This window comes from Bosea vaviloviae, assembly GCF_001741865.1.
Classification (GTDB): domain Bacteria; phylum Pseudomonadota; class Alphaproteobacteria; order Rhizobiales; family Beijerinckiaceae; genus Allobosea; species Allobosea vaviloviae.
The window spans coordinates 1,604,025-1,628,241 of the sequence record NZ_CP017147.1; the positions used below are offsets into that span (position 1 = coordinate 1,604,025).

Sequence of the window (24,217 nt, forward strand, 5' to 3'; positions counted from 1 at the left end):
CGCCTTGCCCTCAACCCGTCCTGGCGAAGCGGCCGAGCCAGCCCAGCGCCATGATGCCGGCGAGAACCGTGAACAGCAGCGTCAGCGAGGCGACAGCGGCGAAGGGCCAGTTATAGACCACCATGGATTGCTGCCAGATCAATGCCGGCAGGTAGACGAGCCGCGCTCCGCCGATCACCGATTGCGAGATGAAGGCTGTCGTTGCCGAGGCGAAGACCAAAGTCGCGCCGGCGATCCAGCCCGGCAGGGTCAGCGGCAGGATGACGCGAAAGAAGGTCCGCCATTTCGAGGCGCCGAGCGCGCGCGAGGCGTCGACCAGGTTCTGGTCCATCTGGTTCATCACGGTGAGCAGGGGCAGCAGCATCAAGGGCATCTCGATCTGCGTCAGAGCGATCACGAGGCCGAGCTCGGTCTGCAGCAGGTTGAGCGGAGCAGCCGTGACGCCCAGAGCCAGCAGGGTCTGGTTGACCACGCCCTCCCGCGCCAGGATCACGATCCAGGCGAAGGTGCGGATCACGACCGAGGTCAGGAGCGGCATCAGGATGATGAAGATCAGGACGCGCTGCGCGCGCGGCCCCACAGCCCGGAACAGCAGCGCCAGCGGATAGGCGAGCAAGGTCGTCGCGGTGACCGCGAAGACGCCGAGCTTCAGCGTGTCGACGATCACCTTCAGATAGAAGGCGTCGCCATAGAACTTGGTCCAGCTGTCGAGGCCCAGCCGCGTCTGCTCGGCATCGGCATAGAAGCTGATGCCGAGCAGGATCGCGAAGGGCGCGGCGAAGAAGGCGAGATAGGTCAGGCCGAGTGGCGCCGCGAGGCGCCAATCGACCTTGCCTTCTGTGCCGCCTGCCACTGCCGCTCCAGCCATGGCCGGCGCCCCTACTTGGTGATCTCCTTGTTGAAGCGTTCGATCCAGGCGGCGCGCTGCGGGTTGATCTTGGTCCAGTCATGCGTGACCATCTTGGTCAGCTCATCCACCGACTTGATGTCGAGCGTCTCGACCAGCTTCACGTCCTTGTTGATCGGGATCATGTTGTAGGGCTGCTTCTGCAGCGCGCCCTGGACCTCGGCCGAGATCGCCATGTCCATGTATTTATAGGCGTTGGCGACGTTGTCGGCGCCCTTCACGATATGCAGCGTGGTCTGGAAGGTGATCGCGCCGGTCTCGGGCTTGACGAATTCGATGCTGACGCCGCGCCCCTTGAGGATCGCGACCGTGTTGGTGTTGGTGTACATCACGTCGATCTGGCCCTGCTGGAACAGGCCGGGCATTGCGGCGGGCGCCGCGACGGCCGCGGCCTTCTCGACCGCCTTCTTCAACTCGGCGAAGACCGGTTCGACATTGGTCTCGGAGCCGCCGAAGACCTTGGCCATCTCGATGATCGAGACCGTGCCGAATGTGGTCTGGAAGCCGGTCAGGCCGAGGCGCTCGACGTAAGGGCTCTTGAACAGGTCGGCCCAGCTTTTCGGCGGCGTCGCGAACTTCTTCGGGTTGTAGGCGATGCCGACGACCTGGGCGTTGCAGGTCACCGCATGCGAGGTGATCAGCCCGGCTGGGACCTTGGCGGCATTGGTGAGCTTGCTGGCGTCGATCGGCTCGAACAACCCGGCCTGCATTGCCGAGGCCGCCGGGCCGGGGTCGAGCACGAAGCAGTCGAAGGGTGGCACGCCGCGCGCGGCGCGCACCTTGGCGACCTGGTCGACTGCGAAGAGCGAGTCGAAGGCGACGTCGATATCGGCGCTCTTCTTCAAGGCCGGGGCCAGCACGCCGCGATAGGCCTCCTCCCAGGTGCCGGGATAGATCGCGGCGGTGAGGCTGCCGGCGGCGCTGGCGCGGAAGGGCCAGGCGGAGGCGAAGCCGAGCGCGGCGGCCCCGGCCAGAAACTCGCGACGTGTGGTGACGGTCATGCGCTTGGTCTCCGCGTTCGGGGTTGGCGTTTCAGGAGGGCGAGGCGGGAAACAGGACAGGCCGGGCATGCTCGCCAAGCCCGCAGAAGGCGCTGGCAGTCGTGCTCGCGACCATGCCCGGGCGGCGCGGCATCGCGATCTTGAGCGAGGCGCCGTCAACAGCCGTCACGTCATGGATCATCTCGCCGCCAATCGGCAGGCTGAGCTTGAGCGCGACGGGAAAGCGCGCAGGGGTGGCCTCGTCCGCCAGCAGCATCTGTTCGGGCCGGACCGAGACGATGACCGGCTGCCCTGCCGAGAACCGCGCCGGCGACATCACTTGCCAGGCAGCGCCATTGCCGAGCGCGACCGCATAGCCGCCCTCGACCTTGCTCGAGATCGTGCCGGGCAGGAGATTGCTGGAGCCGATGAAGCTGTTGACGAACAGGCTCGCCGGCTGGTCGTAGATCTCGACCGGAGTGCCGAGCTGTTCGATCCGGCCGGCATTCATCACTGCGATGCGGTCGGCGATCGCCATCGCCTCGTCCTGGTCATGCGTGACCATGATCGCGGTCAGTGCGAATTGCCGCTGCAAGCGCTTGATCTCGATTTGCATGTCGAGCCGCAGGTTCTTGTCGAGCGCGGCGAAGGGCTCGTCGAGCAGGAGGATGCGCGGCCGCATCGCGAGCGCGCGCGCCAGCGCCACGCGCTGCTGCTGGCCGCCCGAGAGCTGGCGCGGCTTGCGCTCGGCGAAGGCGGACATCTGCACCGTCGCCAGCATTTCGCGCACGCGCTCACGCTGGATCTCACGGCTCTCGCCGCGCGCGGCGAGCCCATAGGCGATGTTCTGCGCCACGGTCATATGCGGGAACAGCGCATAGTTCTGGAAGACGATGCCGATCTCGCGGCGGTTCGGCGGCAGCGTATCGATCGAGCGATGGCCGATGATGACCTTGCCGTTGCTCTGTTCGATGAAGCCGGCGACGATCCGCAGCAAGGTGGTCTTGCCGCAGCCCGACGGCCCGAGCAGAGCGACGAGCTCGCCGCCCTTCACCTCCAGCGTGACATTGTCGACGGCCAGGCCCGCGCCATAGCTATGCGTGATGCCGTCCAGCGTCAGGGGCTGGGCGATGACCGCTCCGGATGGGGCAGGCGCAAGCATCGAACGCGGAAACCTCAAGCGACGCAGCAGGTCTCCGGAAGGCTAGCAACCGGCATGCCAAGTCGATGAGTGGCAAGTCGATGAGCGGATTGCCGATTTCCGCGAACCCGGCGCGGCGCATTGCAGGCTCGCGGACCCCGCCACCAACCCGTATGCCGCTCCTAATGGCTGCCGCCGAGATAGGCTGCACGCACTGCCGGGTCGTTCTTCAGGCTGGCGGCTTCGCCGGAGCTGGCCAGGCGGCCGTTTTCCAGCACATAGCCGTAATCGGCGACATCCAGCGCGGCAGCGGCGAATTGCTCGACCAGCAGCATGGTGATCTTGGCTGCCTTCAGCCGCGCGATCGTGGCGAAGACCTCCTCGACGAGGCGCGGCGCGAGCCCCATCGAGGGTTCGTCGAGCAGCAGGACCTCTGGCCCCAGCATCAAGGCTCGCGCCATCGCCAGCATCTGCTGCTCGCCGCCCGAGAGCGTGCCGGCGAGCTGGGTGCGGCGTTCCTTCAGGCGCGGAAAGAGCTCGAACATGCGCTCGCGGTCCTGCTCGACATCGCCCTTGGGCCGCGCGCCGGTCAGGCGCGGAAAGGCGCCGAGCTGGAGATTGTCGTCGACGCTCAAGGCGGGGAAGACCCGCCGGCCTTCGGGCGAGTGGGCCATGCCGAGCCTGGTGATCTCATGCGAGGCCATGCCGGCGATGTTGCGGCCGGCCAGCAGGATCTCGCCGGCATCGGGCTTGATCATGCCGGAGATCGCCCGCAGCGTCGTGGTCTTGCCGGCGCCGTTGGAGCCGATCAGCGTGACGAGCTGGCCCTTGGGCACGGAGATCGAGAGCTGGTGCAGCACCTGCACCTTGCCATAGCCGGCGACGAGATTTTGGACCTGGAGCATGGTCTCGTCCCCTCAATGGGCCGTGGCGGCGCTGCCGCCGAGATAGGCCTCGATCACGCGCGGGTCGGCCTGGACCTGGGCGGGCACGCCCTCGGCGATCTTCTGGCCGAAATCGAGCACGGTCACCGTGTCGGAAATGCTCATCACCACATCCATGTGATGCTCGATCAGGACGACGGTGATGCCATGCGCCTTGATCTTGCGGATGATCTCGATGAGCTCCTTGATGTCGGGCGCGGTCAGGCCGGCGGCCGGCTCGTCGAGCAGCAGGAGCTTGGGGTCGAGCGCCAGCGCGCGGCCGATCTCGAGCAGCCGCATCTTGCCATAGGGCAGGTTGCGCGCCTCCTCATTCGCCAGGGCGTCGAGCCCGACGAATTGCAGGATGCTGGCGGCGCGTTCGCGCGCGGCGCTCTCCTCCTTGCGGGCCTGCGGCAATCCCAGGGCGACGGCAAAGAGGCCGCTGCGATAGGTGTGGTGCAGGCCGACCATGACATTCTCCAGGCAGGTCAGCTCGCCGAAGAGCTGGACGTTCTGGAAGGTGCGGGCGATGCCCTGCTTCGCGATCTCGGGCGAGTTCCGGCCGACCAGGCTCTTGCCTTCGAAGAGGATCTCGCCGCCGGTCGGCGTGTAGATGCCGGTGAGCACGTTCATCATCGTGCTCTTGCCGGAGCCGTTGGGGCCGATCAGCCCGTGGATGGTGCCAGGCTTCACCGCCATGTCGATGGCGTTCAGCGCCTTCAGGCCGCCGAACTGCATCAGCACGGCCCGCGCGTCGAGCAGGACGCCTCCAGGCGGCGTGCTGGTCGCGGTGGCGCCCCAGACCCGCGCCTCATTGCCGGTTTCCCTGGCCACCAGCGCCCTGCCGCCGCGCCGCAATGACAGGCGCGTGAGCAGCTGCCGGACGAAGCCCATGATGCCGTCGGGCAGGTAATACACCACGAACAGGATCATCAGCCCGTAGATGGTGAGCTTGTAGTCGACGATGCGCTCGAGGAAGAGCGAGAACACGAAGAACAGGATGCAGAGCACAACTGCGATACCGATGCTGCGCGCCTGGCTCGGATCGTTGCGCCAGGCCGAGAAGCCGCCCACGATGGCGCCGAGCGCGATCAGCCCGGCGGTGATCCGGAACAATTCGAGATCGGCCAGGATATTGGGCAGGAAGACGACGATGGCCGAGCCGATGATCGGCCCCATCCTGGATTTGCGCCCGCCCATGGCGACGGCGAGCAGGAACTCGATCGAGGTGGCGAAGTTGAAGGCTTCCGGCGCGATATATTGCCGGAAATAGGCATAGAGCGCGCCAGCCAGCCCGGCGAAGCCGGCGCTGATGACGAAGGCCAGGACCTTGTGCTTGTAGACGCTGACACCCATGCAGTCCGAGGCGATGGGTGAATCGCGCAGCGCCTCGAAAGCCCGACCATAGCGGGAGGCGATGATGCGGTTGATCACCACCACCGTCAGCACCAGCGCGATGGCCGAGATGTAGTAGTACTCGACCTCCCTCAAGCGCTTCAGCGAGAGGTCGATATAGTCGCGCAGATCGATGAAGAGCGGCGTGCGCAATTCGATGCCGAGCGGGCCATTGGTCAGGTTGAGATGATTGAACCAGGGGCCGAGATCGGTCATTTCGTTGATCAGGGTGACGACGATCGTTCCGAAGGCGAGCGTCACCATGGCGAGATAGGGCCCGGTCACCTTCAGCGCCGGCAAAGCGAGCAGCGCTCCGAACAGGGCCGTGATGACGATGCCGGCCGGCAGCGCCCACCAGAAGCCCAGGCCGAAATGCATGGACAAAAGGCCCGCCGTATAGGCCCCGACGCCGAAGAGCGCGGCATGGCCGATCGAGACCTCGCCGGTGTAGCCGAAGACGATGTCGAGCCCGAGCACCAGGATCGAATAGATCACGATCGTGGTGATCAAGGGCAGGTAGTAGGACGAGGTGACGACGAAGGGCAGCGCGAACAGCGCGACGACGCCGGCGATGAAGAGAAGCGTCTTCATGGCGGGCTCAGACCTTCTTGATCGCGGTCTTGCCGAAAAGCCCGGCGGGCTTCAGCGACAGGACGAGCAGCAGCAGGATCAGCCCGGGAACATCCTTGTAGCCGGTGTCGAAATAGAAGCCGGTCATGCTTTCCGTGATGCCGAGGATCAGGCCGCCGACGACGACGCCGAGCCCGCTCGACAACCCGCCGATGATCGCGACCGCGAAGGCCTTCAGGCCCAGCGCCGCGCCCATATTGGCGCCGGTCAATGTGATCGGCGCGATCAGCACGCCGGCCAGCGCCGCCGCGAGCGAGGACAGCGCATAGGAGAAGGTGATGACGAGCGGCGTATTGATGCCCATCAAGCCGGCTGCATCGCGGTCGTTGGAGGTCGCCACCACCGCCTTGCCGTAGATCGAGCGGCGGTTGAAGGCCTCGACGGCGAGCATCATCGCGAGCGCGCCGAGCACGATCGCGATCTCCATCGGGCGGATATTGACGCCCGCGATCGTCAGCGGATCCTCGCTCAAGGGCGAGGGGAATTTCAGCGGGTCCTTGCCCCAGATGTTCTCGGCCATGTTCTTGAAGATGATGCCGAGCGCGATCGTTGCCATGATCCAGCCGGCCTCGGATTTGGTCTTCATGGCTTGCCTGACGCCGAGCCGCTCGACGACCGCGCCCTGGGCGAGGCCGAAGGCGAAGACGAAGGGCAGGGCGATGAGATAGGCCGCGAGCGTGCCCAGATGCAGTCCGATCAGGACATTCACGCAGGTCAGGCCGACGAGCGCGCCCAATGTCAGCGCCTCGCCCTGGCCGAAATTCAGCGTCTTGGAGGTGGCGAAGGTGAGCTGGTAGCCGAAGGCGATGACGCCGTAGATCATGCCGACGGAAATGCCGGAGACGAGGATCTGGAAGAAGTTCTGCATGGAGGGACCGACACTCCGACCGATAATGAAGAACCCTCCCCGCCTGGCGGGGAGGGTTTATTCCTAGCTAAGACCGTCGCTCAGGACTTCGGCTTGACCCGCAGCGCGCCCGCGCCTTCGAGATCGGCCGGGTTGGCCGGCACGACGCGGCCGCCCTTGACGATACCGAGCACGGGGATGTTGGCCGTGATCGCCTCATGGTCGGTGGCGCTGAAGGGCTTGTCATAGGTGGTGACGACGCCTTCGACCTTGGTGGTCAGGTTCTCCAGCGCTTCGCGGACCTTGCGGCCGTCGGTCGACTTGGCCTGGTTGATCGCGGCGGCCAGCAGGTACATCGAGTCGTAGCCCTGCGCGGCCGAGACCGGGGAGGGGATGCGGTCGACCTTGTAGGCGGCCTGATAGGCCTCGATGAAGCTCTTGCGCTTGGGCGTCGAGGGCAGCTGGATGAAGGTCTGCGGCATCATCACGCCCTCGCCATTGGCGCCGGCGGCATCGATGAAGCTCGCCATCGACAGCGTCCAGGAGCCCAGGACCGGCACCTTCCAGCCGAGCTTGACGACGGCGTTGACCGTCTGCGCCAGCTCGGGGCCGATCGCATAGGTCAGCACCACATCGGCGCCGGCATCCTTGGCGCGCAGCGCCTGCGCCGTCATGTCGGTGTCGCCGATATTGAACTTCTCGACGGCGACTGGCTTCAGGCCGCGTTCGGCGAGCGCCTTTTCGAGGTCGGCGCGGCCGAGTTGGCCGTAATTGGTCGAGTCCGCGATGATCGCGACCTTGGTGTAACCGTTCTTCTTGACGGCTTCCGCGATCATCGAGCTCTGGATGGTGTCGTTGGCGGCGTTGCGGAAGACGTAGTTCGCCTTGTGCTCGGGCGCCTTGAACTGCTGTGTGACCAGCGTGCCGGTCGACACGTTGTTCATCACGGGAATCTCGGCTTCCTGGTAGAAGCGCTGCGAGGCGAGCGAGACGCCGGTGTTGATGAAGCCGACGGTCGCGACCACCTGCTCCTTGTTGATCAATTCCTGCGCGATCTGGACGCCGAGCTCGTTCTTGGCCTCGTCGTCGCGTTCGATCAGTTGGATCGGTTTGCCGAGCACGCCGCCGGCCTTGTTGATCTCCTGCGCGGCGAGTTTCACGCCATCGCGCATGCTGACGCCCATGGCGGCCGAGCCGCCAGTATAGGGGCCGCTGATGCCGATCTTGACGGTCTGCTGGGCATAGGCCGCCCCAGTCATGGCAGCGCTGAAAGCTGCGGCGGCGAGCCATTTCTTCATCGTCATGGTTTCCATCCCTATTGCATGGTTCATTCTTCCGATTTGCTCGGAATTGATGCTTTTTATTGTTATTCTAAACGGTCTGTCGGTGGCCTGCGCTGCGCAGCGTACCCTCGACGACAGTCAAGGGCGCGTTCCCGCAGCTGGCAGGACATGCCAAGTCTTCAAAGAGTTAGGGCGGACTGGTTGCGTGGGCAACCGAGAATATGGGGCGCGCCGCTCCGGAGTATCAACCTTTAGTCTTATCGGGGTGGCGGCGCTTTCCCTGATGGACGGAGGTTGCCCGCGAATGAGGCAATTCTCCCCCTCACTTGACGATCAGGTGCGAAGCCTCGCGATGCGTCTTGCAGGCGGTTGACGCTCAAGCCGGGAGAAACGCGCTTCCAGCAGGTCGATTTCCCTGACCAGCTTCCTGGCGATCTCGTCCGAGGTGCCGCGCGCCCGGGCGACGCGGTAGATTTCGTCGCGCTCGGCCCGCAGGCCGGCGAGGCGCAGTTCGCGCTCGATCGCATCGGCCTTGCGGGCGAGATCGGTTTCCGCGCCGGTCTTGGAGCGTCCGTCGATGCGCTCGCGGTAGAGGCGCTCAAGCCTCCGGGGTAGCCCACAAATCTCCTTTGTCCTCGACGCGTCTTTCGGATTTCAGCTTGAGGAGATGGGCCACGACATTGCGCTCGGCCGCGAGCCGCAGCCAGGGGTCGGTCTTGGAATAGAGCCGGTCGACCAGATCCAGGGTGCCCAGCGGGCCGGCGGCGAGAGCCGCCGCGATCTCATTCTCGCGCTTGAGCCGGCGGTCGAGCAATTCCTGCACATAGGGCCTGGGATCGGGCAAAGGCGGCCCATGTCCCGGCAGATAGAGCCGGTCGTCGCGGGCCATCATCAGGCGCAGGCTCCTGACATAGTCGGCCATGTCGCCGCCGGGCGGGGAGACGATGCTGCTCGACCAGGACATCACATGGTCGGCGCTGAACAGGATTCCGTCTCGATAGGCGAAGCAGAGATGGTCGCTGGCATGCCCCGGGGTGTGGATGGCGAGCATGCCCGCCGCGCTGTCGCCGTCCCGCAGGAGAATGTCGGGTATGAAGGCGTCGTCGGCGCTGAGATGAAACGCATAGGTCTTGGCGCCGGTGCGGGCCTTCAGCGCCGCCGTCGCGCCGAGATGGTCGGAATGGGTGTGGCTGAGCAGGATCGCGGAGACGGCGCCGCCCGTCGCCTTCAGGATGTCGTCGAGATGGCCGACATCATCGGGGCCGGGATCGAGAACCATGAAGCCGTCGCCGGTCTCGATCAGATAGGTGTTCGTGCCGTGATAGGTCATCAGGCTCGGATTCCTGGCGACGATGCGGGAAATGCCGGGAACGACGGCCAGGGGAACGCCGCGCGCGGGCTCGCTCTCGCTCAGGAATGCCAATGCCGGTCCCTTTCAGACAATCGCCTGCGGGCGGCGACGATCGTTCTTCTAGATCATCTCGGCTAAGGGCGCCTCCGCCATGCGGCGCATGCCGCTCAAAGCGCGCTGCAGATCGACGATCAGATCTTCCGCGTGCTCCAGGCCGATCGAGAGTCGGATCAACGCCTCCGGACAGGTGGAGCGCTCGCCCTCCGTGCTGCGCCGATGCTCGATCAGGCTCTCCGTCGAGCCTAGCGAGGTCGAGCGGCGAAACACCGCTGTCCGCTCGCATATGGCCAGCGCATCCGCCGCCGTACCGGCGATCTCGAAGGACAGCATGCCGCCGAAGCCGCCCAGGAATTGCCGCTGGGCCAGCTCATGGTGCGGGTCGCCGGGCAGGCCGGGATAATGCACCGCGCCGACCCCGGGATGCGTGGCCAGGGTCGTGGCGATCTTCAGTGCCGTCTGTGAGGCGCGCTCGACGCGCAAGGCGAGCGAACGCATGCCGCGCAGCAGGAGCCACGCTTCGAAGGGCGGCAGGACGCTGCCATGCGCTACCCGCGAGGCGAGGATCTCCTGCCAGGCCGCTCCGGCCTGCGCCGTGATGAGCGCGCCGGCGACGAGATCGCCATGGCCGTTCAGATATTTGGTCGCCGAGTGCAGGACGAGATCGGCGCCGAAATCCAGCGGCCGGCACAGCACCGGCGTCGCAACCGTCGCGTCCACCAGGAGCTGCGCGCCACCCTGATGCGCGATGGCCGCCAGCGCGGTGATATCCGGCACGCGCCAGAGCGGGTTGCTGGGACACTCCGCCCAGACCAGCCGCGTCTCGCCCGGGCGCATGGCCTGCCGCACGGTCTCGGGGCAGCACATATCCGCGCGGGCCACGGTTACGCCCCAGCGCTGGCCGAACCTCTCGATGATGGCGCCGAATTCATAATAGGCCGCCGAATCCAGCACGAGATGGTCGCCGGGCCGCAGATTGGCCAGGACAGCCTGGGCTGCCGACGCGCCAGCGCTGAAGACCGCGGCGGCCGCTCCGCCTTCAAGCTGGGCCAATACGCGCTCCGCGACCGTGGCGCCGCTATTGCCGGAGCGCGCATAGCGCGAGGCGGTCGAACCGGTGCCCATCGCCGCATCTCCAGGCGGGGCGTGCGTGACCGCCGGATGGATCGACGGTACGAGCCCTCCGGTCTCCGGGTCCAGGTAATGGTCGAGTTGGGCCAGCACCGTGGCGGCGTGCATCGGGGTCTCGTCGGCGGGGATCATCGCGCACAGGATAGGCCGATATTGTCGATTGTCGATCCTCGATCATGTTGCGAGAGGGCTGAATCTATGGCTAGATGCCGCCGCAATTTTCAAGATGGCCTTGAGTGTGCTGATGTCCCTTGATCGCCCGAACGAACTGACCCGCGCCATCGCCGACCAGGTGGAGGCGATCGAGCCGGCGCTCATCGCCTTGCGCCGCGATATCCACGCCCATCCCGAGGTCGGTTTCGAGACGGTGCGGACGGCGGCGCTGGTCGCATCGGAGCTGGAGCGGATCGGGCTGAAGCCGCAGCGCGGCGTCGGGCGCGTCGGCGTCGTGGCGGAGATCGAGGGCGGGGCGCCCGGGCCGTGCCTGCTGATCCGCGCCGACATGGACGCCTTGCCGATGGAGGAGCTGACCGGCCTGCCCTTCGCCAGCACCATTCCCGGCAAGATGCACGCCTGCGGCCACGACATCCACACCGCCACCTTGCTTGGGGCGGGCATGGTGCTGAAGAACCTGGCGCCGATGCTGCGCGGCAGCGTCCGCCTCGTCTTCCAGCCGGCGGAGGAGACGGTCGAGAGCGGAGCGGCTGCGATGGTCGCCGACGGAGCCGCCGATGGCGTGGCGATGGCGCTCGCCTTCCACAACCGGCCGGAGATGCCGGTCGGTCGGTTCGGCTATGTCCGCGGCGCCTCGACGGCGTCGAGCGACGAGTTCGACGTGATCATCCATGGCCGCTCCGGCCATGCCGCGCGTCCCCATGCGGCAGTCGATCCCATCGTCGCGGCCTCGGCTATGATCATGCAGCTGCAGACGGCGATTTCCCGCGTCATGGACCCCTCGCAGTCGGCTGTGCTGACGATCGGCCACATCGCCGGCGGCTCGACCCACAACATCATTCCCGACAGCTGCATGTTCCAGGGCACGGTCCGCTGCCGCTCGGCGGCCTCGCGCGACACGATGGAAGCCACCTTCCGCCGCATCTGCGAGGGCGTCGGCGCGGCCATGGGCGTGACCTGCGAGATCTCCTATATCCGCGGCGCGCCGGCGCTGGTGAATGACGATGGCGTGGTCGATGCCGCGGTTCGCTCCGTCTCGGCCCAGTTCGGGGCGGACGTGATCGACCAGCTCGAAGGGCGCTTCGGCGCGGAGGATTTCTCCTATTTCTCCGAGCGCATCCCGTCCTGCCAATTGCTGGTCGGAGCGTCCCAGCCCGGGCGCAATGACCGCGTGCACAACTCCGACTACCAGCCCGACGAGCGCTGCATCGGCCTGGGCGTGGCGGCGCTCGTGCGCACCGCGGTCGATGTCCTTTCATAATAGCCTCTAGCCCTGTTCAAACCCCTTCGTTGGAGATTCCGGCGTGAAGATCACCCGTTCGTCCTTCCTGACCCTCGGCCTCGGCGCCGCTGCCGGACTCGTATTTGGAACCGCGCCCCGCAGCGCCAGCGCCAAGGACTGGAAGGTCATCCGCGTCGCCACCGAAGGCGCCTTTCCCCCCTACAACATGCATGCGCCCGACGGCCGCCTGATCGGCTTCGAGCCGGAGTTGCTGCAGGAATTGTCCGCGCGCATGAACATCAAATGCGAGATGATCGCGCAGGCCTGGGATGGCATGATCGCCGGGCTTACCGACGGCAAATACGACGCGATCATGGACGCGGTTTCGATCACGCCCAAGCGCCAGGAGGTCATCGCCTTCTCGACGCCTTATGCCGCGGCTCCGTCGGGCCTCGCCATCATGAAGGATGGCGCCGTCAAGTCGCTGCCGGGCACGGGCACACGGATCCAGCTGGCCGATGAGGCCGCAACGAAGGCGGCGGTCGAGGAGATGGCCAAGCCGCTCGCCGGCAAGACCATCGGCGTGCAGGTCGCGACGATCCAAAACGACTTCCTGACCAAATATCTCAAGGACGTCGTCACCATCCGCACCTATTCGTCCGGCCCCGATACCTTCCTCGACCTCAAGAGCGGGCGTGTCGATGCGGTGATGGCTTCGGCGATCAACCTCAACGCCTCCGCCAAGAAGTCGAATGGCGAGATGATCGCCTCGGGCTATGTCTTCGCCGGTGGCCTGCTCGGGCAGGGCTCGGCGGTCGGGCTGCGCAAGGGCGATCCCGAGCTCAAGGAACTCTTCGACAAGGCGCTGAAGTCCGTGGCGGAGGACGGCACGCTGAAGCGCCTCGCGCTGAAATGGTTCGAGATCGACATTACGCCCGCGCTCTGACGCAGCGGACGATACGGCGCGGATGGGCGAGGCTTTCACCCTGCTAGGTTTCGGCCCCGAAGGCTGGGGGCACGCTTTGCTGACCGCGGGGCTGACGACGCTTGCCGTCTCGGCCTGCGCCTTCGCCTGCGGGCTCGTCCTGGGCACGCTCTGCGCCTGGGCCAAGATCGCGGGGCCGCCCGTGCTGCGCCGCGCCGCCGACATCTATGGCGTGGTGCTGCGCGGGATTCCGGACCTGCTGGTGATCTACCTGTTTTATTTCGGCGGCCGCCAGCTCGTCACCACGATCGCCAACCAGTTCGGCCATACCGGCCCCGTCGAGATCAGCGGCTTCGTCGCGGGCTCGCTCGCCATCGGGCTGATCTCCGGTGCGGCGCAAGCGGAGGTGCTGCGTGGCGCCTTCCACGCCATTCCGCCGGGAACGCTGGAAGCCGCGCGGGTCACGGGCATGAGGCGTTGGACCATGTTCCGGCGCATCATCGCGCCGCAGGCGCTGCGGACCGCTTTGCCGGGGCTGGGCAACCAATGGCAGTCGGTGATCAAGGAATCGGCGCTGGTCTCGGTGACCGGCCTGGTCGAGACATTGCGCGCCGTCAGCGTCGCGGCGAATTCGACGGAACTGCCCTTCCTGTTCTTCCTGGCCGGCGGCGCGATCTACCTTGCGATCACTACGGTCTCAGGGCTCGTCTTCCGCATCGCGGAATGGCGGGCCATGCGCGGCCAGCCGGCCATGCGGGTGGGGGGCTAGCGGCGTGGATCTCGCTTTCATCGCCGAGGTGTTTCCGAAGCTGCTGGCAGGCCTGCCGCTGACGCTGAGTCTCGCCGTGCTGTCCCTGAGCGGCGGCGCGGTCCTCGCGCTCATGCTCTCGGGCCTGCGGGCCTCGTCCTGGCTCGGCGCGCAGTTTGCGAATTTCTATGTCTACATCTTTCGCGGCACGCCGCTGCTGATCCAGATCTTCCTGATCTATTACGGGCTCGCCCAGTTTCCGGCGCTGCGGCATTCGCTGCTCTGGCCGCTCCTGCGCGAGCCTTATGTCTGCGCCGTCCTGGCGCTCATGCTGAATGACGCCGCCTACACCTCGGAGATCCTGCGCGGCGGCCTCCGCGCCGTGTCGAGCGGGGCGATCGAGGCCGCCAAGGTCGCCGGCATGTCGCGCCCGACCATGCTGCGCCGCATCGTTCTGCCACTGGCCTTCCGCCAGGCGCTGCCGGCCTATGGGGCGGAGGTGACCAGCATGGTCAAGGCGACCTCGCTCGCCAGTGTCGTGACCTTGATGGAGGTGACGGGCCTCGCCCGGGCCGAGGTCTCGCAGAGCTATCGCGCGATCGAGGTCTTCCTGTGCGCGGCGGTGATCTATCTCGTGCTCGTCACCTTGATCACGCGCCTCGTCCATTGGCTGGAAGCCCGGCTTTCGACCCATCGCAGCCCCGCCCTCGACCGGAGCCCGGCATGAATCCGACAACGGTTCGAACCCCGACAACGGTCCGACTGGCCAATATCCATAAGAGCTTCGGCAGGCAGGAGGTGCTGCGCGGCATCGATCTCGAGGCTCGCGATGGCGACGTCATCTCGATCATCGGCTCCAGCGGCTCGGGCAAGAGCACCTTGCTGCGCTGCATCCCATTCCTCGAGATTCCCGATCAGGGCGAGGTCACGGTCGGGGACGAGACGATCGTCCTGACCGGCTCGGTGCACCGGTTTTCGCGTGCGGAGCGGCAGAAGGTTCGCCGGCTGCGTGGGCAGATCGGCTTCGTGTTCCAGAGCTTCAACCTCTGGCCGCATATGACTGCGCTGCAGAATGTCATGGAGGTGCCGCTGCATGTGCAGGGCAGGCCCCGCGCCGAATGCCGCGAGGAGGCCGAGGCCATGCTCGCCAAGGTCGGTCTGGCGGATAAGCGCGATGCCTGGCCGGCACATCTCTCCGGCGGCCAGCAGCAGCGCGTGGCGATCGCCCGGGCGCTGGCGAGCCGGCCCCGCGCCTTGCTCTTCGACGAGCCGACTTCGGCGCTCGATCCTGAATTGGTGGGCGAGGTCCTGCGCGTCATCCGCGCTTTGGCCGAGGAGGGCCGCACCATGCTGATCGTGACGCATGAGATGGCCTTCGCACGCGAGGTTTCCAGCCACGCCATTTATCTGCATGAAGGCCGCATCGAGGAGGCGGGTCCGCCGCAGCAGGTCTTCCTCGATCCGGTTTCCGAGCGCTGTCGCCGTTTCGTCCGGGGCCAGGCCGGTCCTGTCGATTGAACTGCAGGTCCTGTCGATTGAACTGCAGGTCCTGTCGATTGAACTGAAGGTACGCCGTGTCGTCCGATCCCCACCTCTCACTGCCCATCGAGCGGCTGAGTCTGGCCGATATCGCCACGTTGCGCCTCCAAGAGGACATCGTGCGCGGCCGGCTTGCCCCTGGCGAGACGCTGACCGAGATCGCGCTGTCGAGCCGGCTGGGCGTCGGCCGGGGGACGATCCGCACGGCGCTGTTCGCCTTGGAGGGCAACGAACTCGTCGTCCGCGCGCCATATTCCAATTGGCGGGTGGCGCCGCTGAACGCGCAGGTCATATGGGAGATCTATACGCTGCGCGAAGCGCTGGAGGGCCTGGCCGCGCGCATTCTGGCGGAACGCTCGACTGAAGCGGCGGGTGAGCGGCTGCGGGAGGCTTTCGCAAGGCTGGGTCCTGCGGAGGCGGAGCCGCTGGATCAGCGCGTGGCTGCCGATCTCGATCTGCACCGCGCCACCGTCGAGCTGACCGGACACCAGCATCTGATCCACCGGTACGCCGCCCTGTCGGCCAAGATGGAGTGGCTCTATCGCTGGTCGGAGGAGCACTGGCCGCAGCGTTATCCCCTGGAGGAAAGCCATCGCCCCCTGGTCGATGCCCTCCTGAGCGGCTCGCCGCACCAGGCGGAAGAGGCGGTGCGGCAGCATATCGCCGTCAGCCTGGCAGAGGACCTCAAGGGATATGCCGCGCTCGAAGCCAGGCGCTCCACGCGTTGATTATCCCCTCGATCACGTCGCATTCGGACGGTTCCGTCCGAATGCGAAAAACGTGATCGATACTCAAAGTTTAGAGCATTGCTCTTGCGAAAAACCGGTACCCACTTTTTCGCGCAATGCTCTATCGGATCGGGAGAGTGAGATGACGACGAGCGCTGGCGTGACCGTGCTGGATGGCGGCATGGGGCGGGAGCTGGAGCGCATGGGCGCGCCGTTCCGCCAGCCTGAATGGTCGGCGCTGGCCTTGATGGAGGCACCCGACACGGTGCTCGCGGCGCATCGTTCATTCATCGCCAGCGGGGCGGAGATCGTCACCACCAACAGCTATGCGCTGGTGCCGTTCCATATCGGGGAAGAGCGTTTTGCACGCGATGGCGCGCGGCTGGCGGGGCTCGCCGGCAAGCTGGCGCGGCAGGCAGCCGACGAGGCGGCCGAGCGGGCGGGCCGTGTCGTGCGGGTCGCGGGCTCGCTGCCGCCTTTGTTTGGATCCTATCAGCCGGAGCTGTTCGACGCCGCGCGCGCACCAGTGATGCTCGACCATCTGGTGGAGGCCCTGCTGCCTCATGTCGATCTGTTCCTGGCCGAGACCCAGAGCTGCATTGCGGAGGCCCTGGCGGCTTGCGCCGCGGTCGTCCCGACCGGACGGCCGATCTGGGTTTCGTTCACGCTGCAGGATGATGAGATCAACCGGACCGAGGCTCGGCTGCGCTCGGGCGAAGCCGTGGCCGACGCGGTTGCCGCGATCCGGCAAGCGGGCGCGCAAGCGGTGCTGTTCAATTGCAGCCGGCCGGAGGTCATGGGCCCCGCCGTCGACATCGCCGCGCAGGTGCTCGGCGACAGCGACATCGCGGTCGGCGTCTATGCGAACGCCTTCCCGGAGAAGACCGGCGAAGCCGCGGCCAATGAGGGCATCTCCGCGCTGCGTGAGGATGTCGCTCCGCAACGCTATCTCGGCTGGGCCCAGGACTGGCGCCGGCGCGGCGCCAGGATCATCGGGGGCTGCTGCGGGATCGGGCCGGACTATATCTGCGCCATTCACAAGGGATTGAAGGCGGAGTGAGGCGGCCAGGTGGTCGCGCTCAGCCGGTAGCCGCGGGATGGGCCGTCTCGGTCGGCGCTTCCGGCTCCTTCAGCCGGAACCAGGCGACATAGAGCGCCGGCAGGAACAGCAGCGTCAGCACCGTTCCGACGATGATGCCGCCCATCATGGCGTAGGCCATCGGCCCCCAGAAGACCTCGCGCGCGATCGGGATCAGCGCGAGGCTGGCGGCTGCCGCGGTGAGCAGGATCGGCCGCATGCGGTGCTCGGTCGCCTCGACCACGGCGGTCCAGCCATCCCGGCCCTCATCCCGCAGATGCTCGATCTGGACGACGAGGATGACCGAGTTGCGGATCAGGATGCCGATCAGCGCCAGCACGCCCAGAATGGCGACGAAGCCGAGCGGCGCGCCGCTGGGCACCAGCGCCGAGACCACGCCGATCAAGCCCAGCGGCGCCACCACGACGACCAGGAACAATCGCTGGAAGCTCTGCAGCTGGATCATCAGGATCGTGGCCATGGCGAAGAGCATCACGGGCACGATCGCGACGATCGGCCCCTGGCCCTTGGCGCTTTCCTCGACCGCGCCGCCGGTGACGATCTTGTAGCCGGCCGGCAGCGTCGTGATGATCTCGCGCAGGCTCGGTTCGAGGGCCTTGACCACGGTTGCCGGCTGCAACGCGGTGACGACATTGGCCTTGACCGTCACCGTCGGCAGGCGGTCGCGCCGCCAGACCACGGGCTGCTCGGATTCGTAGCGGAAATTGGCGATCGCCGCGAGCGGGACTGTTTTGCCGGCACTGCTCTGGACCTGCAGGTTCTGCAGCGTGTCGATCGAGGAACGCTCGGCGTCGCGCGCCCGGCCCATGACATTGATCAGGTAGATGCTGTCGCGCACCTGTGTCGTGGTTACGCCGCTGACGATGCTGTTCAGGGCGGTCGCGATCGTTTCCGAGGTGATGCCGAGCTGGGCCGCCTTGTCCTGCAGCACATCGACCTTCACGACACGGCCGGGCTCATTCCAGTCATAGACGATGTCGCCCAGGTCTTTGTTCTGCCCGATCGTGCTGGCGACCTTCTGCGCCAGAGCGCGCACCGTCTGGATGTCGGGTCCGCTGACCCGGTACTGGATCGGACGGCCGACCGGGGGACCGATGTCGAGCAGATGGACGAAGGCGTCGGTGCCGACGAAATCGCGTGTGAGAATGGCCTTCAGCTTGGGGCGCAGGCGATCGCGCGCGGCGATGTCCTTCGTCACGATGACGATCTGCCCGAAGTTCGGGCTCGCCGGTTGGACGTCGTAGGACAGCACGAAGCGCACCGCGCCCTGGCCGACATAGGACGACCAATGCTCGATATCGGGCTCGCCGACGAGGGCCTGCTTCTCGAAACGGTCCATCTGGTCGCGCGTCTGCGTGATCGAGGCGTTCTGTGGGACGGTCCAGTCGATGATCAGCTCACGCCGGTCGGAGGACGGGAAGAACTGTTCCTGGACGAAGCGCATGCCGCCGACCGAGAGGGCAAACAGTGCCACCGTTGCCGCAATCGTCAGCCATTTCCAGCGCACGCAGGCGCGTAAGGTCCGGTTGAAGGCGCGGGTCAACCGCCCGGGCCCGTCGTGATGCTGCTTCATCGTCTTGGGCAGCAGCGTGACGCCGAGCAGCGGCGCGAACAGCACCGCGACCACCCAGGAGACGAGCAGCGACACGGCGATGACGACGAAGAGCGTGAAGGTGAACTCGCCCGCGGCGCTGCCGTTGAGGCCGACCGGAATGAAGCTCGCCACCGTCACCAGCGTGCCGGTGAGCATCGGAAAGGCCGTCGAGGTGTAGACATAGGTCGCGGCCTTCTGGAGCGTGTCGCCGACCTCGAGCCGCGCCACCATCATCTCGACGGCGATCATGGCGTCGTCGACGAGCAAGCCGAGCGCAATGATCAGCGCGCCGAGCGAGATGCGCTGCAGCGAGATGCCGGTGAGCTCCATGAAGACGAAGGTGATGGCGAGCACGAGCGGGATCGTCAGCGCCACTACGAAGCCGGCGCGCGCGCCCAGGCTGATGAAGCTGACGATGAGCACGATCGCGACCGCCTCGGCCAGTGCCTTGGTGAAGCCGCCGACGGCCTCCTCCACGATCGCGGGCTGGTCCGAGACCAGATGCACGCCGACACCGATCGGCAGTTCCGCCTCGATCTTGGCCATCTCGGCCTTCAGCGCCTCGCCGAAATGGAGCAGGTTGGCGTTGGGCTTCATGCCGATGGCGAGCCCGATCGCGGGTTGCCCGCCGACGCGGAACAGGGATGTCGGCGGATCGGCATAGCCGCGGCTGATGGTGGCGACGTCGCCAAGCCGGAAGAAGCGGTCGTTGATGCGCAGATTGATCGCCCGCAGGCTTTCTTCGGAGGTGAACTGGCCGCCGACGCGCACGCTGATGCGCTCGCCCTTGGCCTCGATGGTGCCGGAGGGCGAGATCGCATTCTGCGCCCTCAGCGTGTCGACCACCATTTGCTGGGTGATGCCCAGCGCCGCGATCTCGCGTGTCGAGAATTCGAGATAGATGACTTCGTCCTGCGCGCCGACGAGGTCGACCTTGCCGACATTGGCAACCGTCAGGACCTTGGCGCGGACATCCTCGACATAGTCGCGCAATTGCCGCTGGCTCAGCCCGTCGGAGGTGAAGGCGTAGACATTGCCGTAAACGTCGCCGAAATTGTCGTTGAACAAGGGGCCGACGATGCCGTCGGGAAACTGTCCCTTGATGTCCCCGATCATGTTGCGGATCTTGACCCAGATCGCGGGGATGTCCTTGGCCCTGGTCGTGTCCTTGAGGTTGACGAAGATCGTCGTCTGCCCCGGCATGTTGAGGCTCTTGGCGTAATCGAAGCTGTCGAGTTCCTCGAGCTTCTTCTCGATCCGGTCGGTGACCTGGCTGATCGTGTCCTCGACGGTGGCGCCTGGCCAGCGCGCCTGGATGATCATCGTCTTGATGGTGAAGTCAGGGTCCTCGGCCCGGCCGAGGTTGAAATAGGAGAACAGGCCCATGACCGAAGCCACGATCATGAAATACCAGATGAGCGAGCGGTGCTGCAGCGCCCAGTCGGAGAGGTTGAAGCTCTTCACCGGGTAGTCCTCTCATCCATCTTGACGGCCTGCCCCTCGGACAGGCTGTTGACGCCCGCCACGACGAGGCGTGCGCCAGCCTCCAATCCGCTGGCGATCCGGGCGCTGCGTCCATTGCGCTCCGCGACCTGGACCGGCACCGTCTTCACGGTCTTGGCGGCGGTGTCGACGATCCAGACACGGGTTGCGCCGTCGCGCTCGAGCAGGGCCGAGAGCGGCACGTCGATCGTCGACGTCGTCGCCTCCAATGGCGTCGCCGTCACCGTCGCGCCAAGCCGGAACGCCTCGCTGGCCTGTTCGAGCGTGATCTTGATCCGCCGGGTCCGGGTCGCGGCATCGGCCTGCGGCGCGATTTCGCGGACTTTTCCATTGGCCTTGACCAGAGGGTCGGCCTGGAGATGAACCTCGAACGGCGCTCCCGCCGCCAGCAGCTGCGCGCGGTCGTCGGGAAGATCGACAACGGCCTCGCGAATATCGGTCCGGGCGAGCGAAACCACGCGCTTGCCGGCGGCGACCATCTGTCCGACCTCGGCGTCGGTCGTGGTCACCACGCCGTCAATGTCGGCATTGAGCGTGGTGTAGCCGAGCTGCTCGCGCGCCTTTGCCAGATTGGCCTCGGCTTGCTGCACGGCGGCGGCGGCCGCTTCCTTGGCCTGCTGCGCGGTGTCGAAATCCGCCTGGTTCGAGATCTGCCGCCCGAGCAGGATCGAGATCCGGTTTTCGGCGGCGGTGGTGTTCGCAAGCTGCGCGCGCGCCTTGACCAGATCGGCCTCGGCGGCGCGGAGCGCAAGCGCGAGGATGAAGGGGTCGAGCTGGGCCAGGCTCTGCCCGGCCTTGACGAGGTCGCCGACATTGACGTTGCGCGCGACCAACCGTCCAAGCACCCGGAAGCCCAGCTCCGTCTGATATTGCGGCTGGATCGTGCCGGTGAAGCCGATCGTCTTGTCGCTATTGGGCTTCACGACGATCGACAGCACGGGGCGCGCAGGCGGTGCCGCTTTGGTGTTCGAGTTTGTCTCGGAATTGCAGCCCGCGAGCGCCAGGGCGGCTCCCACGGCGGCGAATGTGGCGATGTGTTTCATCCTGCATTCCCCGCCCTGGCCGGCAGGAGCGCCGTCGGTTGCTGCTCGGTGGGCGCGACGACCTGGCCCGGCCTGAGAAGCTGCGCCCCGCCGGTGACCACGATATCGCCGGCGCTCAATCCACTGCGGATCAGCACTTCGCCGGTCCGGTAGATGTCGATGACGACGGGCTTGAGCGAGACAGCGCGGCTTTTCGGATCGACCACCCAGACTGCCGCCTTGCCGCCTTGCGTGAAGAACGCCGTCCATGGCAGCGCGAAGACATCACGGGGCTGGAAGCGGCCGACCCCGGAGACGGCGGCACTGAGCGTCATCTCCGGCGGCGGCTGATCGATGCCGATCTTGACCCTGACCGACCCGGTCGTGGGGTCGACGACCGGCGCGACCTCTCGCACCGTGCCTGTGACCTTGATGGCGGGATTCGAGATCAACGTGATCTCGACATGGCCGTCGGCCGGTTTCTGCACGAGCAGCGCCTCGTAGACGTCGAAAACCGCATCGCGCGCGCCGTCCCGGGCGACGGTGAAGACGGCTTGCGCCGCCTCGACGACTTGCCCCACCTCGGCATTGCGCGCGGTGATGATGCCGGGCGCTTCGGCGCGCAGGGCCGTGTAGGAGAGCTGGTCCTGCGCGGTGGCGAGATTGGCCTTCGCGCTGTCGAGCGAGGCTTGCGCTGCCCGATAGGCTTCATTGGCGTTGTCGTAGCTGCGTTGCGTCGTATAGCCGTTGGCGAGCAGCGATTTCTGCCGCTCGAAGGTGGCGCTCGCCTGGCGCAACGTCGCCTCGGCGGCCTGTACGCTCGCCGTCGCCGAATCCGTGTCGGCCTTCTGCTCGGTGGTCTCGAGCGTGGCGAGAATCTGGCCGGCCACGACGCGGTCCCCGACATCGACGCTGCGCGTCGCGATGCGGCCGGCGAAGCGGAAGGACAGATCGCTTTGGATGCGGGCCTTGATCTCGCCCGTGAGCGAAACGGTTTGGGCGCGCGGTGTGGGCCTGGCCGTCTGCGTCAGCACCGCCAATGGCGGTTGCGCATCAACCGGCGCGGAATCCTTGCAGCCGGCGAGCGCCAGCAGCGCAAGGACGCCCAAACCTGGCCCGGCGCTGCGCCGCGGTCGCCATAGCCTGTCTTGTCGAGACTGTGCCATCGAATACCTGCTAAACTAAACGGTTCAGTTTATTTCGTTGACGGATGCCTTGCGCTCTGTCAGAAGTCAAGAGGAAACTAAACGGTACAGTTCAAAAAGAGGGCGAAAACGGCGTGACGCCAGGAACCCGCAACAACAACCCGCCGGAAGGTGGCATGAAAAACGTCGAGATGCGACCCGATCGCCGCAGCCGGAAGGTGGAGCAGATCCTGGTCGCGGCGTGCGATTTGTTTCTCGAATACGGCTTCGACGCCGTCACCATGGACATGGTCACGCGGGTCTCCGGGGTCTCCAAGGCGACGCTCTATGTTCATTTCGCCAATAAGGAAGCCTTGTTCGAGGCCGTTGTGACCGATGAAGCCAAGCGCATCACCGACACGATCTGGCTCTCCGATGTCGAGGTTGACGATGTCCCGACGGCGCTCAATCGCGTCGCCCGGAACTTCATCGACATTTTCACGGCCTCGCGATGCGTGCGGTTGTGGCGCGCGGCTATCGGGGCGGTCCCGCGTTTTCCGGGCATCGGTCGCGTCGTGTTCGAGGCTGGGCCACTGGTGGTGACGGAAAGGCTCGCCCGCTTTTTCACCCTGGCGGATGAAAAGGCTCTCCTCGATGTCCCCAATCCAAGCCTGGCTGCCCGGCAATTCCTGAGCATCATCCGGGGCGATCTCGACGTCAGGGGGATGCTGTCCCTGGAACTGCCTCCGAAGGCCGAAATCGAGGAGCAGATCGAGGAGGGGATCGCGCTCTTTCTGGCGCGCTATGAGCGCCGCGACGGAGCAAGCCGGCGCTCGCAACAATCCCGCGCCGGTGGTGATCGCCAATTTGTCGGGGCAAGACCTCAAGATTAACGGCAAGGGCGCGGGGCACCTTCTCCCATCCGGGAGAAGGGAAGAGGCGTCGCGGCTGCAATGAAAAGGCGCTTCATTCCTTCGGAAGAGACCAGACGTGCGCTCGCCTCCATCGATCCGATGGCACGCGTGCTCCTTGTGGCGCGGTTTCCCGAATTCCTGCCGATCATGAGGGCGGGCGTGCTGCGCTTCGCGCCTCATGTCTCGAAGGTGCGCTCGGCTGGAGCCGGCTAGGCGATGCACCCCTGGCTCGTGACGATGCCGATGTCATCGTCTTCGCATCGGGCACGGACTCGGTGCTGAGCGGTCTCAAGGCCTCGGTCCGCGCGATCGAGTATATTCACATCCCGGAGCCGGGCGATATCGACCGCCTCATCGTTCCGCTCACCCAGGACACCGCATCAAGAGCAGGCAAGTAGCCTGGGCGCTTCCCTGCTCCCGCGCGGGGAAGCGTCATTTCTCGCCGGGAAGGGTCATGCGTCCTGCGGCACGTAACGCCGTGACAATTCGTTACGGTCGTCATAGGACGCCTCGAAAATGGCGGCGGCCAAGGTTGCGCGCACGCGCAGAATGCCGGTGCCGACATTCTTGAAGCCGTGGCGGGCGCCGGCCGGGATCAGCACAGACTGATTGGCCGTCACGATCATGCTCTCATTGCGCAGGTAGATCTCGGCCGTACCCTCATAAACCTCGAGCACCTCCTCGACCGCATGAATATGCATCGGGGCGCCCAGCCCCGGGTCGCAGAACTGGTCGAAGATGCATAATTGCTTGCTCTGCACCGTTGCCGAGGCCCGCATCAGGGTCATCACGCCGTCACGCCACTTTTCCAGGGGCTGGGTATTGTGATCGAGAACTTGCATCGGAATGCCTTCATCCTTCGTGATGGCTTGCTTCGCAATTGCTTGGTTCGCAATTCCTTGGGCCGGGCCGGTGTTGCGTCGAGACAAGCTGATCGCCCCTCATCTCTCAGCATATGACGCGCAGCGATGGAAGGGGCG

General features: G+C 66.0%; 22 protein-coding genes. 9 read left to right on the forward strand and 13 right to left on the reverse strand.

Annotated elements, in window-relative coordinates; genetic code table 11:
- Window positions 1–10: 10 nt before the first annotated feature.
- The 7 genes from BHK69_RS07515 to BHK69_RS07545 form a co-directional block, all read right to left on the reverse strand.
- Complete coding sequence (locus BHK69_RS07515; RefSeq protein WP_069689553.1) at window positions 11–868, reverse strand: ABC transporter permease; 858 nt, start codon at window positions 866–868, stop codon at window positions 11–13.
- Window positions 869–879: 11 nt separating this feature from the next.
- Entirely contained in the window at window positions 880–1,908 is a 1,029-nt protein-coding gene (locus BHK69_RS07520) for an extracellular solute-binding protein (RefSeq protein WP_069689554.1), read from the reverse strand.
- 31 nt (window positions 1,909–1,939) lie between these two features.
- Window positions 1,940–3,049, reverse strand: coding sequence for an ABC transporter ATP-binding protein (locus tag BHK69_RS07525; RefSeq protein WP_069689555.1), 1,110 nt, complete (start codon window positions 3,047–3,049; stop codon window positions 1,940–1,942).
- A 161-nt stretch (window positions 3,050–3,210) separates the two neighbouring features.
- On the reverse strand, window positions 3,211–3,933 hold the full coding sequence (locus BHK69_RS07530; RefSeq protein WP_069689556.1) for an ABC transporter ATP-binding protein: 723 nt from the start codon (window positions 3,931–3,933) through the stop codon (window positions 3,211–3,213).
- A gap of 12 nt (window positions 3,934–3,945) precedes the next feature.
- On the reverse strand, window positions 3,946–5,937 hold the full coding sequence (locus BHK69_RS07535) for a branched-chain amino acid ABC transporter ATP-binding protein/permease (protein ID WP_069689557.1): 1,992 nt from the start codon (window positions 5,935–5,937) through the stop codon (window positions 3,946–3,948).
- A gap of 7 nt (window positions 5,938–5,944) precedes the next feature.
- The gene (locus BHK69_RS07540) at window positions 5,945–6,844 is read right to left on the reverse strand and encodes a branched-chain amino acid ABC transporter permease (RefSeq protein ID WP_069689558.1); all 900 of its coding nucleotides are present in this window, start codon (window positions 6,842–6,844) and stop codon (window positions 5,945–5,947) included.
- Between the two features lie 80 nt (window positions 6,845–6,924).
- On the reverse strand, window positions 6,925–8,127 hold the full coding sequence (locus tag BHK69_RS07545; RefSeq protein WP_069693457.1) for an ABC transporter substrate-binding protein: 1,203 nt from the start codon (window positions 8,125–8,127) through the stop codon (window positions 6,925–6,927).
- 348 nt (window positions 8,128–8,475) lie between these two features.
- On the opposite strand from BHK69_RS07545, the gene BHK69_RS07550 reads away from it, so the two are divergent.
- Entirely contained in the window at window positions 8,476–8,721 is a 246-nt protein-coding gene (locus BHK69_RS07550; RefSeq protein ID WP_069689559.1) for a hypothetical protein, read from the forward strand.
- On the opposite strand, the gene BHK69_RS07555 is transcribed toward BHK69_RS07550, so the two are convergent.
- Together BHK69_RS07555 and BHK69_RS07560 are read right to left on the reverse strand one after the other, a co-directional pair.
- Window positions 8,705–9,529 carry an MBL fold metallo-hydrolase gene (locus BHK69_RS07555; RefSeq protein WP_069689560.1) on the reverse strand — a complete coding sequence of 275 codons (825 nt, stop codon included), beginning with the start codon at window positions 9,527–9,529 and terminating at the stop codon, window positions 8,705–8,707. The two genes, BHK69_RS07550 and BHK69_RS07555, sit on opposite strands and share 17 nt — an antisense overlap.
- A gap of 48 nt (window positions 9,530–9,577) precedes the next feature.
- Window positions 9,578–10,753, reverse strand: a complete 1,176-nt coding sequence (locus BHK69_RS07560; protein WP_069693458.1) for a trans-sulfuration enzyme family protein — start codon at window positions 10,751–10,753, stop codon at window positions 9,578–9,580.
- A 136-nt stretch (window positions 10,754–10,889) separates the two neighbouring features.
- On the opposite strand from BHK69_RS07560, the gene BHK69_RS07565 reads away from it, so the two are divergent.
- The 7 genes from BHK69_RS07565 to BHK69_RS07595 all read left to right on the forward strand — a co-directional run bounded on the left by BHK69_RS07565 (window position 10,890) and on the right by BHK69_RS07595 (window position 17,041).
- Complete coding sequence (locus BHK69_RS07565) at window positions 10,890–12,080, forward strand: M20 metallopeptidase family protein (protein ID WP_069693459.1); 1,191 nt, start codon at window positions 10,890–10,892, stop codon at window positions 12,078–12,080.
- A 43-nt stretch (window positions 12,081–12,123) separates the two neighbouring features.
- A complete protein-coding gene (locus BHK69_RS07570) occupies window positions 12,124–12,987 on the forward strand; it encodes a transporter substrate-binding domain-containing protein (RefSeq protein ID WP_083269176.1) in 864 nt (287 codons plus the stop codon).
- 22 nt (window positions 12,988–13,009) lie between these two features.
- Entirely contained in the window at window positions 13,010–13,735 is a 726-nt protein-coding gene (locus BHK69_RS07575) for an ABC transporter permease (RefSeq protein ID WP_069689561.1), read from the forward strand.
- A 4-nt stretch (window positions 13,736–13,739) separates the two neighbouring features.
- Window positions 13,740–14,441 carry an ABC transporter permease gene (locus BHK69_RS07580; RefSeq protein ID WP_069689562.1) on the forward strand — a complete coding sequence of 234 codons (702 nt, stop codon included), beginning with the start codon at window positions 13,740–13,742 and terminating at the stop codon, window positions 14,439–14,441.
- Window positions 14,438–15,232, forward strand: coding sequence for an ATP-binding cassette domain-containing protein (locus BHK69_RS07585; RefSeq protein ID WP_069689563.1), 795 nt, complete (start codon window positions 14,438–14,440; stop codon window positions 15,230–15,232). Before BHK69_RS07580 ends, BHK69_RS07585 begins: the two co-directional genes overlap by 4 nt.
- 56 nt (window positions 15,233–15,288) lie before the next feature.
- Complete coding sequence (locus BHK69_RS07590; protein WP_069689564.1) at window positions 15,289–15,981, forward strand: GntR family transcriptional regulator; 693 nt, start codon at window positions 15,289–15,291, stop codon at window positions 15,979–15,981.
- Window positions 15,982–16,123: 142 nt separating this feature from the next.
- Entirely contained in the window at window positions 16,124–17,041 is a 918-nt protein-coding gene (locus BHK69_RS07595) for a homocysteine S-methyltransferase family protein (protein ID WP_069689565.1), read from the forward strand.
- A gap of 19 nt (window positions 17,042–17,060) precedes the next feature.
- On the opposite strand, the gene BHK69_RS07600 is transcribed toward BHK69_RS07595, so the two are convergent.
- Genes BHK69_RS07600 through BHK69_RS07610 form a run of 3 tightly spaced genes read right to left on the reverse strand, consistent with a single transcriptional unit; the run spans window position 17,061 to window position 22,308 of the window.
- Window positions 17,061–20,138, reverse strand: coding sequence for an efflux RND transporter permease subunit (locus BHK69_RS07600; protein WP_069689566.1), 3,078 nt, complete (start codon window positions 20,136–20,138; stop codon window positions 17,061–17,063).
- Window positions 20,135–21,220: an efflux RND transporter periplasmic adaptor subunit gene (locus BHK69_RS07605; RefSeq protein WP_069689567.1), complete on the reverse strand. Its 1,086-nt coding sequence runs from the start codon at window positions 21,218–21,220 to the stop codon at window positions 20,135–20,137. Before BHK69_RS07605 ends, BHK69_RS07600 begins: the two co-directional genes overlap by 4 nt.
- Window positions 21,217–22,308: an efflux RND transporter periplasmic adaptor subunit gene (locus BHK69_RS07610; RefSeq protein ID WP_244548431.1), complete on the reverse strand. Its 1,092-nt coding sequence runs from the start codon at window positions 22,306–22,308 to the stop codon at window positions 21,217–21,219. Before BHK69_RS07610 ends, BHK69_RS07605 begins: the two co-directional genes overlap by 4 nt.
- A gap of 101 nt (window positions 22,309–22,409) precedes the next feature.
- Between BHK69_RS07610 and BHK69_RS07615 the strand changes: the two genes are divergently transcribed.
- Window positions 22,410–23,216 (forward strand): TetR/AcrR family transcriptional regulator, encoded by an 807-nt coding sequence (locus tag BHK69_RS07615; protein ID WP_083269177.1) that lies wholly within the window; start codon window positions 22,410–22,412, stop codon window positions 23,214–23,216.
- 473 nt (window positions 23,217–23,689) lie between these two features.
- On the opposite strand, the gene BHK69_RS07620 is transcribed toward BHK69_RS07615, so the two are convergent.
- Window positions 23,690–24,166: a cupin domain-containing protein gene (locus BHK69_RS07620; RefSeq protein ID WP_244548432.1), complete on the reverse strand. Its 477-nt coding sequence runs from the start codon at window positions 24,164–24,166 to the stop codon at window positions 23,690–23,692.
- Between the last annotated feature and the right edge of the window lie 51 nt (window positions 24,167–24,217).